Annotated in this window: 19 protein-coding genes; 11 read left to right on the top strand and 8 right to left on the bottom strand. The window is 58.5% G+C overall.

The features are described 5' to 3' along the window. Positions 1-83: 83 nt before the first annotated feature. Positions 84-260 (bottom strand): hypothetical protein, encoded by a 177-nt coding sequence (locus GM910_RS18145; protein WP_159589764.1) that lies wholly within the window; start codon positions 258-260, stop codon positions 84-86. A 184-nt stretch (positions 261-444) separates the two neighbouring features. On the opposite strand from GM910_RS18145, the gene GM910_RS18140 reads away from it, so the two are divergent. After that, positions 445-651 (top strand): hypothetical protein, encoded by a 207-nt coding sequence (locus GM910_RS18140; protein ID WP_159589762.1) that lies wholly within the window; start codon positions 445-447, stop codon positions 649-651. Here GM910_RS18140 and GM910_RS18135 read toward each other — a convergent pair. The 6 genes from GM910_RS18135 to GM910_RS18110 form a co-directional block, all read right to left on the bottom strand. After that, positions 648-869, bottom strand: coding sequence for a hypothetical protein (locus tag GM910_RS18135; protein ID WP_159589760.1), 222 nt, complete (start codon positions 867-869; stop codon positions 648-650). The two genes, GM910_RS18140 and GM910_RS18135, sit on opposite strands and share 4 nt — an antisense overlap. Positions 870-896: 27 nt before the next feature. Continuing rightward, complete coding sequence (locus tag GM910_RS18130; RefSeq protein ID WP_159589758.1) at positions 897-2,006, bottom strand: PrsW family intramembrane metalloprotease; 1,110 nt, start codon at positions 2,004-2,006, stop codon at positions 897-899. Then, positions 2,003-2,548 carry a hypothetical protein gene (locus GM910_RS18125; RefSeq protein ID WP_159589756.1) on the bottom strand — a complete coding sequence of 182 codons (546 nt, stop codon included), beginning with the start codon at positions 2,546-2,548 and terminating at the stop codon, positions 2,003-2,005. Before GM910_RS18125 ends, GM910_RS18130 begins: the two co-directional genes overlap by 4 nt. A gap of 110 nt (positions 2,549-2,658) precedes the next feature. Next, the gene (locus GM910_RS18120; protein ID WP_159589754.1) at positions 2,659-3,066 is read right to left on the bottom strand and encodes a lysozyme inhibitor LprI family protein; all 408 of its coding nucleotides are present in this window, start codon (positions 3,064-3,066) and stop codon (positions 2,659-2,661) included. 57 nt (positions 3,067-3,123) lie between these two features. Continuing rightward, entirely contained in the window at positions 3,124-3,477 is a 354-nt protein-coding gene (locus tag GM910_RS18115; RefSeq protein ID WP_159589752.1) for an EF-hand domain-containing protein, read from the bottom strand. 17 nt (positions 3,478-3,494) lie between these two features. Further along, positions 3,495-3,740 carry a hypothetical protein gene (locus tag GM910_RS18110; RefSeq protein ID WP_159589750.1) on the bottom strand — a complete coding sequence of 82 codons (246 nt, stop codon included), beginning with the start codon at positions 3,738-3,740 and terminating at the stop codon, positions 3,495-3,497. Between the two features lie 415 nt (positions 3,741-4,155). On the opposite strand from GM910_RS18110, the gene GM910_RS18105 reads away from it, so the two are divergent. From GM910_RS18105 to GM910_RS18065, 9 genes are read left to right on the top strand one after another with little or no spacing between them, the layout of a single operon-like run. Then, positions 4,156-5,031 carry a helix-turn-helix domain-containing protein gene (locus GM910_RS18105; protein ID WP_159589748.1) on the top strand — a complete coding sequence of 292 codons (876 nt, stop codon included), beginning with the start codon at positions 4,156-4,158 and terminating at the stop codon, positions 5,029-5,031. 30 nt (positions 5,032-5,061) lie between these two features. Then, positions 5,062-8,073 (top strand): autotransporter domain-containing protein, encoded by a 3,012-nt coding sequence (locus GM910_RS27655; protein WP_159589746.1) that lies wholly within the window; start codon positions 5,062-5,064, stop codon positions 8,071-8,073. A 43-nt stretch (positions 8,074-8,116) separates the two neighbouring features. Further along, positions 8,117-8,386, top strand: a complete 270-nt coding sequence (locus GM910_RS18095) for a hypothetical protein (RefSeq protein ID WP_159589744.1) — start codon at positions 8,117-8,119, stop codon at positions 8,384-8,386. A 36-nt stretch (positions 8,387-8,422) separates the two neighbouring features. Next, the gene (locus GM910_RS18090) at positions 8,423-8,863 is read left to right on the top strand and encodes a hypothetical protein (protein WP_159589742.1); all 441 of its coding nucleotides are present in this window, start codon (positions 8,423-8,425) and stop codon (positions 8,861-8,863) included. After that, positions 8,860-9,153, top strand: a complete 294-nt coding sequence (locus GM910_RS18085; protein ID WP_159589740.1) for a hypothetical protein — start codon at positions 8,860-8,862, stop codon at positions 9,151-9,153. Before GM910_RS18090 ends, GM910_RS18085 begins: the two co-directional genes overlap by 4 nt. A gap of 33 nt (positions 9,154-9,186) precedes the next feature. Then, a complete protein-coding gene (locus GM910_RS18080) occupies positions 9,187-9,636 on the top strand; it encodes a hypothetical protein (RefSeq protein ID WP_201285541.1) in 450 nt (149 codons plus the stop codon). A gap of 52 nt (positions 9,637-9,688) precedes the next feature. Further along, positions 9,689-10,180: a hypothetical protein gene (locus GM910_RS18075; RefSeq protein WP_159589738.1), complete on the top strand. Its 492-nt coding sequence runs from the start codon at positions 9,689-9,691 to the stop codon at positions 10,178-10,180. A 43-nt stretch (positions 10,181-10,223) separates the two neighbouring features. Further along, positions 10,224-10,460 carry a hypothetical protein gene (locus GM910_RS18070; RefSeq protein ID WP_159589736.1) on the top strand — a complete coding sequence of 79 codons (237 nt, stop codon included), beginning with the start codon at positions 10,224-10,226 and terminating at the stop codon, positions 10,458-10,460. After that, on the top strand, positions 10,435-12,279 hold the full coding sequence (locus GM910_RS18065; RefSeq protein WP_246226217.1) for a mechanosensitive ion channel family protein: 1,845 nt from the start codon (positions 10,435-10,437) through the stop codon (positions 12,277-12,279). The genes GM910_RS18070 and GM910_RS18065 overlap by 26 nt, the downstream gene beginning before the upstream one ends. Before the next feature lie 196 nt (positions 12,280-12,475). Here GM910_RS18065 and GM910_RS18060 read toward each other — a convergent pair whose 3' ends face one another. Beyond that, positions 12,476-13,396, bottom strand: a complete 921-nt coding sequence (locus GM910_RS18060; RefSeq protein WP_159589732.1) for an aldo/keto reductase — start codon at positions 13,394-13,396, stop codon at positions 12,476-12,478. Between the two features lie 440 nt (positions 13,397-13,836). Here GM910_RS18060 and GM910_RS18055 point away from each other — a divergent pair, with 440 nt between their 5' ends. Next, on the top strand, positions 13,837-14,646 hold the full coding sequence (locus tag GM910_RS18055) for a class I SAM-dependent methyltransferase (RefSeq protein WP_159589730.1): 810 nt from the start codon (positions 13,837-13,839) through the stop codon (positions 14,644-14,646). The last annotated feature ends 93 nt before the right edge of the window (positions 14,647-14,739 follow it).

Here is a 14,739-nt window from a genome sequence, read left to right as displayed (position 1 = left end):
TCCACCTCCGTCAAAATGGAGGTTGAATCAGAACAAAATGTCGCCGTCACATCACAATCGATTCATCGATCACAGGACATGCTCTAGATCGAATAGCTGATCGCCCCCCGAGCCAGCGCTATGGGCAGTGATCCAGCGGCCCTCAGTTCCCTTGCCGGCATTGCCGAACGGCGCGAAGAGCGGTCGCCGTCGACCGGGTGATGGGTATAGGCAAGGCCGGCGCATCCGACCGCATTGAGCAGCGAACCTGACGCGAGCATCCCGCCCCGCCCAAGGTGGGGCAAGGCCCATCACCAGCAGGCAGGCCGATCGGCACGGGGTGCATTGTTGGCGCCGCGGACCCAGCCAACTGGATACACATATTGGCCAAACTGACGACATCAGCTAGTCACCGTTCCCGCCTATGATGCGGGAAATTCGTTATCCGATGTTGGAGGTGACGCAATGGCACGTGAGGGCGAACCAACGCTCGACGATCTTTTGAGCGAGCCGATCATCCGCAAGGTTATGGCGGTCGACGGCTACACCCCTGATGATATCCGCACCCTGATGCGCCGTGCAGGTGCGCGGGAACCGTTCGTGAAAATCCCAAAGCCGTCCAACAGCGTCTCCGCTCCGCAACGGCGTCCTGCCATGCCGATCTCGACCTAACAGACCAGTCCGCAGTCGGACAGGCCCTTTTCGACAACCTGCGGGGCACTGGAATCCGACCGTTGGGACCAAGTCTGCCGCCATCCGGTGATCAATTGGTCGCGGGGCTGCAGCGCGCGACCGAAAGTGATGGACGATGCGAAGATCATGCCCGCCGTCATTTCGACTTGCAGAACAAGCCAGGCGCCGGCGCGCCTGGAGGCCAGGATGTCGTTCATGACCTGGAAATTATCTTTCAGGATGAGCTACCGAGGCCCCATTGCTGGTTTAGCACCCTGAACCAAATCGAGCGCATAGTGCTGCCTTCTAGCAATAGCCCTTGCCGCCACCCACCCACCGGACTTCCTGGCCTGCCTTCGCAGCCGGCGTCGGTCCTTTCGGGTTACCAGGGAATCGAGAATTTCGGGATCGAACTCGGAAAGAACGCCATCCGACGCACGCAGCTCCGCGATGCGTCCGACAACCCATTGGCGTTCATAGCGAAACAACAGCAGGATAGCGGTGAGGAATATCACCAGATTGACTAAGATTTTAAAGAACAGCAGCACAAAACCCAGCTTACTATCACTGGCAATGAATTCGGGGGCTGGGCTATCCCACACAAAATGCATGAGCCAGGCGCTGACGAAAAGGGCAATCGCCATCGCCCGGCGGTGAAGCGCCTTCCATTCTCTTCGGCCTGCGAAGCTGGGAAGTAGAAGCAGCACGCCGACGGAGGTCAACGCCGTATAGGACCAGTGGGAAGGAAACCCGGTCAGGATTCGAATGATAAGCGTAGGCACGGCTCCGGCAAGATCGGAGTCCAGATCGCCGAGCGCCGACTGCACTTCATAGGTCAGATCCTCGACAATGTCGAAGCCAAGTCCGACAAACATGCCGACCATCAGGGCATGGGCTATGCGGTTCATTCGGTCCCAACACAAAACGAGGATTACGGCGGCGCAAGTTGCCTTGCTTGCCTCCTCGATGATCGGCGCGCTCAGGGCAGCGGACCAATCGGAAGCGAAGTGAGCGCCGAAGAGCCAGCTTATGATGACCTCCATCGCCCCGTTGCCTTGCAGCGCCATGAACAGGGCCGCAGTGCCTCCGAGGGCTACTGCGGCAACCAGAACCTGTGGCACCTGGCGCACCGCGCGAAACGGATCGAATAGCAGGATGATGCGGACGAGCACGAAAACGAAGACCGCCCAGACCGAGATAAGCAAAAGGTTGGTATGGAGCGTTATCTGGATCGCTGCCCCGAACGCCATAAACACGCCGATAACGCCAACTGTGATGGCTGCAAGGTAGACCCAGAAAACCGCCGAATAAGGTCGGTAAATCAGTGGGGGATCATGACGAGCGGCTGTGGTCATGACGCCGGGTTTTCGCTGATGGAGGCGATAATGCTGTCGATCGATGCAGCAGGTCTTTCGGCAGTCCCGATCGAAGTAATCCTGACAATGACGGTATCATCCAAGAGGACGGCGCAATGTCCGGTGTATTCGGTGGCAACCAGTACGCAGGTCGGACCACTCAGGTCGGAATCGGGTACAGAGACATTGCCTCCATCGAATCCGGAGGCGATCCCGCCGATGCGGTCGAGGCGCAGCAGTCGCTCCGCTTCAACCTTCGGATCGCCCTCACCGCGATCAACGATCTCGACGACAATTCGCCGATGACCCGACCGGAAGGTGACGGATGATGCAGTCTGCTGTGCCTCCCAGTGCCGGGGCGAGACAAATGAAATCGCTGCGCCGGAGTCGGAAGTGATCGTCACCAAATCGCCGTCCGAGGTTCGCTCCCAGGCGGGCTGAGGGGCAAGTTGGGCCATGGTGACGGGTATGGCCGGAATGCACACAAGTGCAGCACTCAACCAGGCCGCGGAGGTCTTCTGTTTCAACGCGCGCAGTTTCACCGCTTTGCCCTTGTCACCAAGCCCAAGCTGCCCGCGTCCATGGCGTTTCGGCCAAGATGGTGGTGCGCTGGGTGGAGCGCTTCAAGGCCGCAAAACAGTCGTGAGATGTGTCAGTTCGCCGCCGGCACGGGGCAACTCAGATCGCCTTCCTCGCAATTCAGATAACCCTCGAAGTCTTCGACACGGGATTGCGTCAGGCCGTCCATGCACATCGCAATGAGCATTGGAATTACGCTTCCTCCGGCCGCTCCCGCTGTCTGGAAACCGCACTCCGCGTCGCGAAATTTGACCCAATCCCGCTGTGCTTGAATGAGAAGCTTTTTGGTATCGGCATCGTCCTTCAGGCGGGCTTCGATCTGCTTGTAGAGCTCGTTGAGCTTCTTGTCGGATTTCTTGAACGCAGCGTCGTAGCACTCGTTCAAGGTGGCCTGATCCTCGGCATCGTCGCAGTTGTCTTGCGCAAATGCGAACGCCGGAATGGCCAGAACCATGGCAGCAGCCAGCAGCGCGGTTTTCATCGATTGTCCCTCCATTAGGAATGAACATGTTTTGCGGGGCTCTAACCCCGTCAATGTTCACTCGAGTTGTCCGTCTCCGCCACGGTCAGCCGCTGCGAAATCACTCATGACCCGCTTCAGGAACTCGTTGCGGCTCGCGCCACCATCTCCGTTGGCGTCAATGGCGGTGAACTGCTCCGGCGAAAGCACCTCCGTCACCTCGCTTTCGGCAAGAACACCATCCCCATTTCTGTCGAGCCTGGCGAAGCTTTCAGTCATGAAGGACTGGTATTCTCGCTGGCTGACACCTCCGTCAGTATCGGTATCGAGCTGGTTGAGATGACCTTCGTGCATTGCCGGGGCCTGTTGTGCCGCTGCCAGGCCGGTTCCGACCAATAAAGCGACTGCGGCGGCAGGAATAATCTTGTGCATCGGAAATCCTCCCTCTCCTAGCGACAGGCCAAACGATTACCGAGGAATCCGCCGCCGCCGATACCAACTGCTTCGCCTATGACACGACCGGTGCCGCCACCGATCGTGCTGCCGATCAGGCCGCCAATGATCGCGCCGCCAACGGTGCCGGCGATGCATCCGAACTCGTGGTTGCGCGCTTGAACCTGTGGGTCGGGGCTGGCCTGGCAGCCCACCAACAGCACGGCCGCGCCGGCCAAGCCGATTACATTTCGTTTGATCATTCTCTCACCTGTCGGTTCGCATCTCGCCCCGTACAGCTAATCGCCTACCGTATCCCACAGGCATACAGAGGACTTAGCCGAACATACCACACGCAAAGTGAAGCACAGAAACGGCAACAATTTGCCGAAGCTGGCGAAAAAGCAGCGAAAATTTGACAAATGATAGTTTCTTGATAGCCAAACACCAAAATGCCCACCTTAGTATATGTAATATTCTGAAATATCTCTTGAGATTCAGCCATTAATATCAATTTCTTAGCCATATATTGACGGAAAATAGGTTGAGCTTCTTGAATTTTATAAGCGGTTGCTAAAAATTGCTCGCGGCGAGGGATTTCGGAAAATTGCTTCGGACAAGGGGGTAGTCACGGTCGGCCTTGGATTATGCCGACTGAAGCGGTCCAAGGGGGTGACGTTGGCCGAGACCGTTGGCAGCCTTTTGAGTAGCATTCCAGATGAATGGGGACCGAAGTTCGAGACGACGAGTGGAGCGGTCACCCATACGCTGACAGGCCCCAATTCGATTAGTTACCGCACGCCTTCCCACATGGCGGTGGTGATGCTGTCGCCCCAGGCCGGACGAGAGGTTGCACTCAATTCGGATGGGAGACCGCAGTTTCTGGCTCCGGTTGGCACAGTCGAGATTATCCCTGCCAGCTCCGATCTTTTTGCGCGCTGGACGGTGCCGAAGGAAAACCTGCTGTTGGCCTTGGCTCCGGAACAGCTTTCCAAGCTGGCAGCTCTGGAATTCGAAAGGGAAGATTTTGAGTTCCTGCCTCCGCCAGCCGGACATGTTGATGAGAAGGCACTTTTGCTCGCCCGTTTGGTGAGAGACGAGATTCAAAAAGGGGAATCAATAAACCATCTCTATATGGGTTCCCTTCTGACAGTTTTCTCCACCTACCTCTTGCGCAATTACTCGACCCTTCAAGACTATCCATCGTCCCGGTACCGGGGAGGACTTTCGCCCAAAACCTGGCGTGATGTTCAAGACTACATCCGGGCCAATATTGGTGAACAATTGTCGATCGAACGGTTGGCTCTGCTCGCTGGTCTATCGCCCAGCCATTTTATGCGCGCCTTCAAACAGACGACCGGCCAATCACCTCACCAATATATCCTTTCGACACGGCTTGAACTCGCCGAGCGCTTCGTGATCACGACCGACATGCCCCTGGCTAAGATCGCCAGCCTCACCGGATTCGCCAATCACAGCCACCTGACTGCATCGATGCGGCGTCACAAATTCACGACGCCAAGTGCCCTGCGCCGGGGGCGTTTCGTCCGTTGAGCGGGAGAAGATGGTTTGCAGGAGTCGAGTATGCGGGTGAATTTCAGGACGATCAAATTTCTGGCCGCGACGACGGCATTGTTCGCGCCACATGTGGCGTTGTCGCAGGAGGCTCACACGCCCGTGCCGCCGGCGGCCGATGCGGAATATTCCAGGAACTGGGGCATGCCGATGATCAATGCCCTGCCGGCCTATCTGCAAGGCTATACGGGCAAAGGTGTGACTGTCGCAGTGATCGACACTGGGCTGGATGTCAACCATCCGGAGTTCGCCGGACGCATTTCTGAAGCTCTTCGAAACTTCGGTACGGAAAAGGAACGGGCTCCCGACGACGTAAGTCATACTGACGACGAAGATGGCAAGATAAACGGTCATGGCACACATGTCGCGGGCATCGTTGGCGCGGCTCGCGATGGCAAGGGCATGCATGGTGTCGCCTATGAGGCCACCATTTTGCCGCTCCGCGCGATCGGGACCGAAACTGATGACGACGCCCTGTCCCCTGACATGGCGGCCGTTGAATATGCGGCCCGTCACAAGGTCGATGTTTTCAATGCAAGCTATGGCCCGGACTTGCCGCGTGAAGAAAACAATCCCCACTACCAAAAACTCGAGTACATCCCCGTTATGGATGGGCCCGATTTCGTGACGAGGCAATATAACGCGCTCAGAAAGGCAGCTGATGCGGATGTCGTCATGGTCGTCGCCGCCGGTAATGATTTTATAGATCAACCGAAAGCGGCGGTTTTGCCGTCAGGCGGGTTTGGCATGTTTCCGTTGATCACGCCGGAGAATACCGCAAACCGCCTTTACGAGTTCGTCAAACCCCACGATGATTTCGATTACCAGAACCCGGATACCTGGGATCTTTATGATCCGTCTCATCCCGATGTCGCGGATCTGGACTTTTCAGATTTGCAAGGGTCGGTGATCGCGGTCGTCGCCGTCGGCAAGGACGGGAATATCGCAAGCTACAGCCAACGTTGCGGAGCGGCAGCGGAATGGTGCATGGCTGCACCGGGTGGCGAGTGGCCGGAGCCCGATCCATCCGTGGCCATCTATTCGACCTGGCCGATGTCGGATGGAAGCTACAAAGCCATTGATGGAACATCCATGGCAGCGCCACACGTGACAGGTGCTGCCGCAGTGGTCCGGTCCGCATTTCCTTACATGAACGCAAGCCAGACTATTGAGACAATTCTGACAACGGCGACCAAGGAAGGTTACGAAGACGAAAGCATCTACGGCCAGGGGCTTCTCAATCTTGGAGATGCCGTCAACGGTCCCATGGAGTTCCGTTATCAAGGCGTGTTCGACGTGGACACGCAAGGCTATTCGTCGATCTGGTCAAACCCAATCTCGGGTCCGGCTGATCTTACCAAGCGGGGCGAAGGCGCACTCATCCTGAGCGGCGACAACAGCACCTATACGGGACCGACCACTGTCCTCGGCGGAACGCTGGCCGTCGACGGCAGCATCGTCTCTCAGGTGGATGTCTCGGGAGCGGGCCTTGTTGCAGGCATTGGTACGGTCGGCTCCCTCACAGCAGGCGAAGGCGGCGCGATCGCACCGGGCAGTGTACTCGATCCCGCCCAGGTCGTCTCGGCGTTATCTGTCGACGGCGATTTCGTGCAGCAGGCCGGGTCCACCTACCAGGCGGGTCTCGCATCGACGTCCGATCTCATCGATACGACGGGAAGTGCTGCGATCGACGACGGGGCGCACATCGAATTGTTGCGGCAGGGAACGCCTTCAGTGGATACGCGCTACACTTTGCTGACAGCGGCGGGCGGTGTGAACGGGACATACGCCGGCCTGACCGGAATCTGGGCTGCGGACACACCCTTCGTCGATTTCGCACTGGCCTACGATCCGCAAAACGTCTTCCTCGATACCGAGCGAACCGCGACGACCTTCGCCGATGTGGGAATGACCTTCAACCAGCGCTCGGCTGCGGCGGCTTCCGAGGCGCTTGGAGCGGGCAATCCCGTCCATGACAATATCCTCTTCCTGACGACACCTGAAACGCGCAACGCCTTCGACCAGCTTTCAGGTGATATCTATTCTTCCGTTCACGGCGCCCTCATCCAGGACAGCCATTTCGTCCGCGATGCCGCCAGCGATCGCATCCGCGCAGCATTCGAAGGTGTCGGCGCTTCGCCTATGCAGGTGATGGCCTATGGGCCGGCTGGACCGGAGCTGGCTCCAGCGACAAATGAGAAATTTACCGTTTGGGGAAGCGGCTTCGGCGCTTGGGGCCATCTTGATGGCGACGGCAACGCCGCACGGCTCGACCGCTCGACGGGAGGCCTCCTGGCTGGCGGAGATATACTCGTGGGCGATCATTGGCGGCTCGGGCTTCTGGCCGGTTACAGCCATACTTCCTTCGACGTCGACAACCGAGCATCATCCGGCTCGAGCAACAATTATCACCTGGGCCTCTATGCCGGCACCCAGCGTGGGCCTCTCGGTTTCCGCTCGGGTCTTGCGTATTCGTGGCATCGCGTCGAAACCGACAGGGTCGTGGCTTTTCCAGGCTTCTCCGACGGCCTCTCGGCCGACTACGATGCGGGCACCTTTCAGGCCTTCGGTGAGCTCGGCTACCGGCTGGACACGGCCTCAGTGTCCTTCGAGCCATACGCCAACCTCTCTTATGTGGGGTTTGACGCGGACGGCTTCTCGGAAGATGGCGGCGCGGCCGCACTCTCCAGTGGGGACCAATCCAGCGATACGACGTTCACGACCCTCGGGCTGCGCGCTTCATCGGCATTCACACTGGGCTCGACGACCGCAACGGCCCGTGGCGGCATCGGCTGGCGGCATGCGTTCGGCGACGTAACGCCTGAAACGCATCTTGCCTTTGCCGGCGGCTCGTCCTTCGCCATCAAGGGCACGCCGATCGCGAAGAACGCTGCGGTGCTCGAAGCAGGACTGGACATAAATCTCAGTGAAAAGGCCACCGTCGGACTGACCTATCAGGGGCAGCTCGCCTCGGATGCGCAGGAGCACGGCTTCAACGGCAAGCTCACGGTTCGTTTCTGAGGATTAGCGAAAAGCACCAAAACCGACTGAAGGAGGACATGCATTGAAACCCTTACTTTACGCGACTTTGGTTTCCGCTTTGCTGGCGATCGCCGGCTGCACAACGGATGACGGCTATGATGGCTGCCATGGCGTCGGCTGCATGGTCGATGATCCTGATGCTGGGGATCGGACCATCGACGACAGGCCGCAATTCGACCGCGAGGGCAATCCCAATTTCGATACGCAGGGCAGATACCAGGGGTGCCACGGTATCGGCTGTGAGGCCGATGACCCCGACGACGACAGTTCATCGGATGACGATGATTTCTGAGTGATGGACCTCGCAACGTGGAAGGAATAGCTGCTCATGTCTAAATTCAACAGCCTGCCCCATCGACATGCTGAAATCGTCATGATCGCCCTCACAGGGCTGGGAATTACGCTGACGTCCGCTTTCGCCGCAACCAGTGCCTGCGATGGTGTGAAGGTCGACGTGACGAAGGCGCGCAAGGAGGCATATGCCCCTCTTGTCGCCTCGGTGATGGAAAGCAAGGTCAAGCCTGCTCAGGTGAAGTTCAGCACGATCATGGAGAGCGGCAACTGGAGTGCCGTTTATGTCTCCACGCCCGTGAGCGATGACGGCGTCATGTTCTTCCAGACGGTCGCCGGAAAGAAGCGTTTTCGCGACGTCTGGGGCGGCTGGGCGGATCCGTCGGAACGCCCGGAGTTGGTAGCCTGGGCAAAGAAGCTTGGAGCGCCGGCCGACTTGGCCAGGTGTTTCGCCGAGACCGTTACGGAGGATGAATGATGACCTTTCGTATTCCTATCCCATTTTTGGCCGTTTCGCTGATGCTGACCGGCTGCGTGAGCGATGACAGCGCATGGGTCAAGGATGATACGCCTCGTTCGGAGACTGATCAGGCGTTGGCCGATTGCAAGTACCAGGCAGAGGCGGCCACGATCGGGATCGGGGCGAACGATCACCCAAAAACCTGGGGCGAGGCCATTGGGGATGGAATTGGCAATGCCGTGATTCAGACCATGGACGAGGAGGAGCTCATCAAATCCTGTATGCGAGCCAAAGGATTCCAGCGATAGAGACTCACGATAGATCCGTAGGAGAACGGTAAAATGCCCAAGCTGAACCGAATGCTTTTTGCAGCTTTGTTCATCGGCCTCGCGGGTGCCACGGTCGCGGGGGCCCAATCGGCGAAAGAAATGAACCAGACGCTTGACGAGCTGTACGGCGCTCATGCGCCGTACCAGACCTTCTTCGACAAGCTGAAGAAGGCCGTCGCCGAAAACGACAAGCAGGCCGTTGCCTCGATGATCGAATATCCTTTCAAGGCGCGGATCAACGGCAAGGCGGTGACCATCAGGGACGCCGCCCATTTTGAAACGGATTACGACAAGGTCTTCACCGCCAAGGTCAAGAAAGCTGTCTCCAAACAGACTTATGCGACCCTGTTTGCCAACTGGCAGGGCGTGATGATTGGCGACGGAGAGGTCTGGTTTGGTGGCATCTGCGACGACGATGCATGCGAACAGCAGACGGTCAGGATAATCGCCGTCAACGACTGACAATAGAAAAGGTGATCAGGGGCTGATTACGTGCAGACGATGGGAAAAGGAAATGAGGCTTGTTCCTGTAACGATTGCGACCACCATGCTGTTGGCATGTTCCCTACCGGCAATGGCACAGGGCGACATGGGCTTCGACCTTGAGGTCACACTCTCCGAGAAAGCAGCCGCAAAGCTCGCCGCTGAAAAGGAGGGAATCGTTGCCTTCGCCTCATACTACGGTGACCCGAAGCGGGGCGCCGAGAAGCATGCTGACGAAATCGGCCAAATCGATCTCACGCAGCAGGACGAAGAGGTGGAGATCTCTGGCTCGGGCGGACGCGCCCACATCAGCGGCGCAAAGGTCGACACGAAGCGTCTCGACTGGCTAGCCGGCCCTGCCAAGGTTAACGTCAACATTGCGTCGGCGCGCAAGAGCAGTTCAGACAATCTGCTCGACTGCGATTTCATAGACGGTGCACTCGCGGATGTCAGGAAAGCGCCGATTACGCTCCATTGTTATCTGATCGAGGAAGAGCATCCGGATACAGAGATGAAACCATAAGGCTTACTATATTCATGCTGCCTCGTTCCAATGAGGACCTCACGTGGAAGCGATTCTTACTCAGTTGATCGGTGGTGCAGCCGGCGGAGTTGCTGGCCGCAAGTTGTTAAAAGATGCTGATCCAGGAAACATCGGCAATCTGATTGCCGGTGGAACTGGGGGCGGTCAGTTGCTTGGAACCCTGATCGGTGGGGCAACGGGTGATGCTGCTGCGGGGCTCGATGTCGCTGCGCTGGCCGGGAAGCTCGTTGGAGGTGGCATCGCCGGTGCAATCAAGTGAAATGAACAACCGAAATCGTATTCTGCGCCTTGTCGCGGCGCTGTTGGTGGTGGTTCTCGGTACGAGGGCATTTGCGCAAGATATTGGACCTGATCCTATCGGGGAGGACACCGGCGTCTCCTTTTTCCCATCCGAAAGCACGCGCGGCATCGAAGCCATTCTCGATCAGCTCGCCGAACCTGATGAAGATAACCTCCAACCGCTGGAGGAACTCCTTGAACCGGCGAATACGAACAGCCCCCGTGATACGATCATCAGCTTCCTCAAGTTGACCCAGCGATACTACGACCTCCTACGACAGGACGCATACACGGCGGAGGACGATGCGGAACTGCAGCATCTGTACGACGAGATGCAGTGGTTCTTCGATCTCAGAAATGTCGCACCATCGCTGCGTCAGGATGTGGCTGTGAATTCCGCGGTTTATCTTCGTGAGGTTATCGATCGGATCGGCTTGCCCCCGGTCAATCAGATCCCTGACCGAAGACAGATGCTCGCCGCAATCAACGAAGGATTTCCACCAGCATGGAAGATCGGCAACAGCCCGCTTCTCATCACGCGTATCGACGAGGGACCGAACCAGGGAAAGTATCTGTTCAGTGAGGAGACGCTGGAGACGGTTGAAGACCTGTTCCACCGGCTTAGATCGTTTCCTTACCGGAGCACGTCAGCAGAAGGCTTCTACGAAGCGTCTTTTCTGACGCCGCGCCCCACCCTGCAGGCGTGGTCGGATAGTCTTCCCGCCTGGATGCACAATGGTTTTCTGGGGCAGACCATCTGGCAGTGGATCGCGATGGCTTTGCTCTTTGTCCTGATGTTCCTATTGATTTGGCTCCTGTCGTCTGTCCTCAAGCTGCTGACCCGGAACGCCACACCCCTCGTGCGCGATTCGGCGCTGCTTCTTGTGCCGCTATTCGTGGTTTTCGCCAGCTATTTGCTCTACGACCTCATCGGCGACAAGATCTTCATCACCGGCCTGGTCTTTCAGACTGCCGTCTACATCATTTACGGCATGGCCCTGCTTGCGGGCATTATCTTTATCTTCTCGCTTGGAACTGTGCTGATCGAACTGGCAGCCTCGACCGAGCGCGCCAAACGACGCCCGTCCGACTTCCATCTGGCAACCCTTGGCATCCGTGTAGTGAGCATCATTGCGATTATCGCTGTCTTGCTGCAAGGGATGTACCTAATGGGCTTCTCGCTGGCCACCATTCTTGCCGGTGCCGGTGTGACGGGTCTCGCTGTTGCGCTGGCTGCACAAAATACTCTGCGCAACGTTTTCGGCAGCCTCATGCTGCTCCTGGACAAGCCGTTCGAGGTTGGTCAGCGAATCAGGCTTCGTGGCTATGACGGTGTTGTCGAAGACATCGGAATGCGCTCTACCCGGCTGCGCCTGCTCTCGGGCCATCTCGTCAGCATTCCCAATGAAAACGTTGCCGGGGTGGATATTGAGAATGTCGACATGCGCCCCTCTATCCGGCGCACAATCAATCTTCCGCTGGCTTATGATACGTCTCAGGAGAAGATCCAACGCGCCGTGACGGCCCTGCGTGAAATTCTCTCCGTGCCCGACTCAAGCATTGCGCCGCCATTGCAAAGGGAACCGCATGGTGCGCAAGCGGCACAAGCAAGGCATCCGAATGAAGCCATTAATCATCCGGACCAGCCGCCGCGCGTCATCTTTAATGAAATCAACTCTGACTCCCTCAACATCAGCGTCACATACTGGTACAGCCCGCCAGATTATTGCGCTTATCTGGAGCATTGCCAGATGATCAACCACGAAATCATCCGTCGCTTTCGTGAAGAAGGATTATAGCTTCCCTAATTCTGCATATCCTCTACCTCGTCGGATCACGACCGAGGCGATGACCGCTGCACTCGCCATCCGCCGCCGCAACACAGACTGAGTGGGCGTCAACTTGCTCGGAGCCGTCAGCACCCTCGGGCGCTCGCCCGAGACGCTCAGGCACTTTCTCTCCGAGCTCGACACGGCGCGACGGCAGTCGGCATCCTCACAAGTTCAGCGTGCTGTCCACCTGCGTGATCACCGAATACCAGTCCTGCCGGTCGAGCTGTGTTTCGGCCGCCTTTACGGCGCCGTCTATTCTCTCACGATTGGCCGAACCAATAACGGGCAGACGCCCCGCCGGATGGCGCGCGACGAACGCGATTGCAGCTTCCGCCGGTCCGGCAAGCGAGTATTTCTTGGCGATCTCGCTAAGGACCGACCGCATTCCCCGGATCGCTTCATCGTCGCTTGTAAGTAGCCTGCCGCCGGCAACCGGCGACCAGATCATGGGAACGTGGCCAAGCTGAAGAGCCAGATCGAATGTGCCGTCGGAAATAGGCTCCAGGTGGAGCGGTGAGAACTGGACCTGGTTCGTAACGATCGGCGCTTTGAGCCGAGACGCTAGCAGATTCAGCCGCGAGGGCGAGAAGTTGGAGACGCCGATATACCTCGCCTTGCCTTCTGAGACCACCTTGTCCAGTGCTCCAGCCGTCTCATCGGGGTCCATCAGGTAGTCGGGCCGGTGAACGAGCAGCACATCGATCGCATCCACTCCGAGCTTCTGCAGGGACCGGTCAACGGAACGGAGGATCTCCTTCTCGGTGGAATCAAAGTGCCGGATCCAATTTTCCGTCCTGTGCGGCGACAGCCTTTGAATGCCGCACTTTGTCACAATCTCGAACTTGTTGCGACCAACCTTGGCAATCGCCCGGCCGAGAAACTCCTCGACGGTGTAGGGGTCGGGATGCCCGTAGGGGGGAGCCGTGTCCAGCGTGGTGATCCCGCGATCCAGAAGAAACCGCAGGTGCTCCGCCAACGCATCCGACGAGGCGAATTGCTGCTCCGACCGCATCGAACCCCATACGACGCGTGAAAACTCAGGGCCATTCTCGTGTATCTTAATGCGGCGCAATTCGCTCCTCATCCGGATACTCCATGAAAGATTGTGGCGAGCAGCTTATCCATGGCCTCGCCGGAAGCGAACGGCCATCGAAAGCCGTCGCGTGCAAACGGCAGGGGCATCTGTTCTACGCACAGGCCGCGCAACGCTGGTACATCACGCGAACAAGCAACCAAGAGTATCGTACCCGTGAGAGAGAACAAGGGGTCCGCTCTGCATACCTTACAGATCGACAGTCATCCCGAAAGGTTGCCTTCGGCAACTACAACGTCTGTCATCGATCGGCCTGGTTGAACGGGGTTGCGCCGGAGAGGAGTTCCCGGATCACGAGAAACGTCCAGCGCTCGGCGAGAATCTCCGTGGCACTAGCCAAGGGTCAGAGTGCGGGCCGATTCAATTTCTGGACTGGAGATGTCTGCTTCCTGGCGCATACTTCTCGAAATGATCCTGAAAGGGAGGATGCCATGACAGATATTGCCCATCGTGAAGACAAGTGGAGCGCCGGCGATGCCTATGAGCCCTATGTCGGGCGCTGGAGCAGGCTGGTCGCTGCACACTTCCTGGACTGGCTTGCCTTTCCCGCAGAAGCGCGCTGGCTCGATGTCGGCTGCGGGACCGGAGCGCTCAGTGAGACGGTCCTCGATCGCGCGGCGCCGCGTCAGATCGTCGGGATCGATCCGTCGGAGGCGTTCCTTGACTTTGCCAGGAGCCGCCTGAGCGATCCGCGTGTCGCGTTCCGGGCCGGAGACGTGCAAACCCTCCCCCTTGAGGATGAGGCCTTCGGTGTTGCCGTCGCTGGCCTGGTCCTCAACTTCGTCGCCGACCCGGCCAAGGCGCTCTGCGAAATGCGGCGCGTCGTGCGGCCGGGCGGAACCGTCGCGGTCTATGTCTGGGACTATGCTGGCGAGATGCAGTTGATGCGGCGCTTCTGGGAAGCCGCTGCGGCGCTGGACCCCGCCGCGCGCGAGCTCGACGAAGGGCGCAGGTTCCCGATCTGCAAGCCTGAGCCGCTACGTGCGCTGTTCGCCGAGGCCGGCCTTGGCGACATCCAGGACTGCGCGATCGACGTGCCGACCGTATTCCGCGACTTTGACGACTACTGGTCGCCGTTCCTCGGCGGCCAGGGGCCGGCGCCCGGATACTGCGTTTCGCTCTCCGAGGCCAAACGCCAATCGCTGCAGGAAAAGCTTCGCGCCGAGCTGCCAGCAGCGCCTGACGGCAGCATCCGCCTCACGGCGCGGGCATTTGCCGTTCGCGGCGTTCGGCCCGCATGAATTGCGTAATTGCAGGGGCGGCATCGAGCAATGACCGCGTTGCCGCCCTTGTCGGTTCCTCGCGAGGTATCTGATTGACCGACCGCTTCGCAC

The sequence above is a fragment of the Chelativorans xinjiangensis genome (assembly GCF_009812055.1).
GTDB classification, from domain to species: Bacteria; Pseudomonadota; Alphaproteobacteria; order Rhizobiales; family Rhizobiaceae; genus Chelativorans; species Chelativorans xinjiangense.
The sequence above is the reverse complement of the archived record's forward strand: the minus strand, read 5'-3'. Positions and strand labels throughout refer to the sequence as shown.

Excerpts from the sequence above, each read along its gene's own strand:
- GM910_RS18145 (WP_159589764.1), bottom strand. The coding sequence starts at position 260 with ATGCTCGCGTCAGGTTCGCTGCTCAATGCGGTCGGATGCGCCGGCCTT.
- GM910_RS18140 (WP_159589762.1), top strand. The coding sequence starts at position 445 with ATGGCACGTGAGGGCGAACCAACGCTCGACGATCTTTTGAGCGAGCCG.
- GM910_RS18135 (WP_159589760.1), bottom strand. The coding sequence starts at position 869 with ATGAACGACATCCTGGCCTCCAGGCGCGCCGGCGCCTGGCTTGTTCTG.
- GM910_RS18130 (WP_159589758.1), bottom strand. The coding sequence starts at position 2,006 with ATGACCACAGCCGCTCGTCATGATCCCCCACTGATTTACCGACCTTAT.
- GM910_RS18120 (WP_159589754.1), bottom strand. The coding sequence starts at position 3,066 with ATGAAAACCGCGCTGCTGGCTGCTGCCATGGTTCTGGCCATTCCGGCG.
- GM910_RS18115 (WP_159589752.1), bottom strand. The coding sequence starts at position 3,477 with ATGCACAAGATTATTCCTGCCGCCGCAGTCGCTTTATTGGTCGGAACC.
- GM910_RS18110 (WP_159589750.1), bottom strand. The coding sequence starts at position 3,740 with ATGATCAAACGAAATGTAATCGGCTTGGCCGGCGCGGCCGTGCTGTTG.
- GM910_RS27655 (WP_159589746.1), top strand. The coding sequence starts at position 5,062 with ATGCGGGTGAATTTCAGGACGATCAAATTTCTGGCCGCGACGACGGCA.
- GM910_RS18090 (WP_159589742.1), top strand. The coding sequence starts at position 8,423 with ATGTCTAAATTCAACAGCCTGCCCCATCGACATGCTGAAATCGTCATG.
- GM910_RS18085 (WP_159589740.1), top strand. The coding sequence starts at position 8,860 with ATGATGACCTTTCGTATTCCTATCCCATTTTTGGCCGTTTCGCTGATG.
- GM910_RS18080 (WP_201285541.1), top strand. The coding sequence starts at position 9,187 with ATGCCCAAGCTGAACCGAATGCTTTTTGCAGCTTTGTTCATCGGCCTC.
- GM910_RS18075 (WP_159589738.1), top strand. The coding sequence starts at position 9,689 with ATGAGGCTTGTTCCTGTAACGATTGCGACCACCATGCTGTTGGCATGT.
- GM910_RS18060 (WP_159589732.1), bottom strand. The coding sequence starts at position 13,396 with ATGAGGAGCGAATTGCGCCGCATTAAGATACACGAGAATGGCCCTGAG.
- GM910_RS18055 (WP_159589730.1), top strand. The coding sequence starts at position 13,837 with ATGACAGATATTGCCCATCGTGAAGACAAGTGGAGCGCCGGCGATGCC.